Source organism: Nonomuraea sp. NPDC049141, assembly GCF_040648415.1.
GTDB lineage: Bacteria > Actinomycetota > Actinomycetes > Streptosporangiales > Streptosporangiaceae > Nonomuraea.
Genome location: NZ_JBEZDR010000159.1, coordinates 1 through 2052 on the forward strand (window position 1 = coordinate 1; position 2052 = coordinate 2052).

Annotated in this window: 2 protein-coding genes; both read right to left on the reverse strand. The window is 66.7% G+C overall.

Going from position 1 to position 2052, the window contains the following annotated elements; translation table 11 throughout:
- Nucleotides 1-449, reverse strand: a 449-nt coding sequence (locus tag AB0B91_RS65430; RefSeq protein ID WP_358343093.1) for a hypothetical protein, incomplete at its 3' end; no start/stop codon positions are given.
- Nucleotides 450-855: 406 nt separating this feature from the next.
- Nucleotides 856-2052: hypothetical protein (locus AB0B91_RS65435; RefSeq protein WP_358343095.1), on the reverse strand; the 1197-nt coding region annotated here is incomplete at its 5' end.

The window sequence follows — 2052 nt, forward strand, 5'->3', positions numbered from 1 at the left end:
AGCTTGAACGCTCCGCCGTTGTCCTCGTTGGCCCGGTTCACCGCCTCGACCAGCACGTCGGTGTCGCACGGCAGTTCCTTGGCGTCCTTGCCGTCGTGGTCCTTGCCGTCACGACCGTCCTTGCCCTGCCAGTCCTTGCTGTCCTTGCCGTGCCAGTCCTTGCCCTGCCAGTCGTCCTGGCCACCACCGGCATCCTGGCCATCCTGGCTCTTGCCGGTCTCGCCAGCCCGGTCGTCGCGACCGGCGGTGTCGTCCCTGGCGACCTGCTCGGCCGTGGACCACTTCAGGTCGGTGAGACGGTCGACCCCGACGGCGCCCGCGCTGCTCGCGGCGGCGACGCCGGCGAGGCTGACCACGCCGGTCAACCCGGCGACGCCGGTGGCGAGCCACAGCTTGCGCCGGCTCTTCGACGCGGTGTTCTCGGCGTTCTTGCGAAGGTAGTTGGACATCGGAGCTCTCTGCTCTCTCCTCGTACCAGACAGGGCTGCTCCGCCACCGCGGGCTGCCCTGGCTACAAATCGGTTGTAGCTACTGAGGATCACCGTATGAGAATCTTTTTCCCTTCACGGTCATATCCGAAAAGAACCCACGTTAGGGGTATCGCGGGCCAAGGCGTGACGGTCCGGACGCCGAGGAGTCGGGCCCGCAGTCGTGCCGGAACCGGCGGCTATGCCACGAGTCGCCTCAACAGCCCCGGAAACCCACCGGAGGCAAGGCACCTTTCCAGCCCCGCGGCGGATTCGTCGTCCCTTGCCCGGCTCCGTGCCGGCAAGCCGCGCTGACCGGACCGGCGCCCGCACGGAAGCGATCCCCTCCCCCGGGCAGGGGGAAGGGATCCCTTCGTTATGTGGTGGTTCAGTTGGCGCAGCCGGTGACGTTGGTGCAGTTGCGGGGTTCGTTCTTCTTGATGATGGTCTTGTTGTCGAGGTTGACGGCGGTGGCGTTGCCGTTGTTGTAGATGCCACCTGCGCCGGCGGTTTCGGAGGCGAAGTTGCCGACGATCTTGCTGTCGCGGATGGTGAGGACGGCGTTGTTGTCGTTGTAGATGGCGCCGCCCTGTTCGGCGTGGTTGCCCTTGAACTCGCTGGCGTAGAGGTTGAGGGTGTCGCCGTTGAAGAGGCCGCCGCCGTTGTCGCCGGCGGTGTTGTCGGTGAAGACGGCGTGCTTGATGGTGGCGATGTTGTCGCTGTCGTGGTAGACGCCGCCGCCGTCGTCGGTGGCCTTGTTTCCGGCGATGATGACGTACTCCAGCAGCATGGTGGAGTCGCCGTCGTTGTGGATGCCGCCGCCGTCGTCGCAGGCGGTGTTGTGGGCGATCTTGGTGCGGGTGACGGTGAGGCGGGCGTCGTCTTCGCTGTGGATGCCGCCGCCGTCGTTGCTGGCCTTGTTGTTGGTGATCTGGCTGTAGGCGATGGTGGCGATGCCGTCGTCCTCGTTGGCGATGCCGCCGCCGTTGCCGCTGACCGCGCTGTTGCCGGTGGCGGTGTTGCTGTCGATACGGGTGTCGTGGACGGTCAGTACGCCTTCGTTGTAGATGGCGCCGCCGTTGCCGCCGTTGCCGACGCCGCGGGCGTGGTTGTTGGCGAGGACGCTCTTGTCGATCTCGACCGTGCCGAAGTTGGCGATGGCGCCGCCGTTGCCCTGGTTGCCGACGCCGGTGACCCGGTTGTCGATGAGCTTGGTGTGCTTCAGGGTGGCCTCGCCGCCCTCCTGGACCAGCAGGGCGCCGCCGTTGGCGGTGCTCGGTGGCGGCGGGGGCGCGGTCACCTGGCCGCCCTTGAGGGTGAGGTCCTTCAGTGTCAGGTCGCCGCCGGAGGCGACCTCGAAGAACCGGAACAGTGCGGTGCCGTCGTGGAAGAACGTCGAGTTGTTGCCCAGGATCGTGATCCGCTCGTCGATGACGGGGAAGGCGTTGTTGCCGGTCTCCTCGGTGAACTTGTACGTGCAGTCCTTGGCCAGCTTGAACGCTCCGCCGTTGTCCTCGTTGGCCCGGTTCACCGCCTCGACCAGCACGTCGGTGTCGCACGGCAGTTCCTTGGCGTCCTTGCCGTC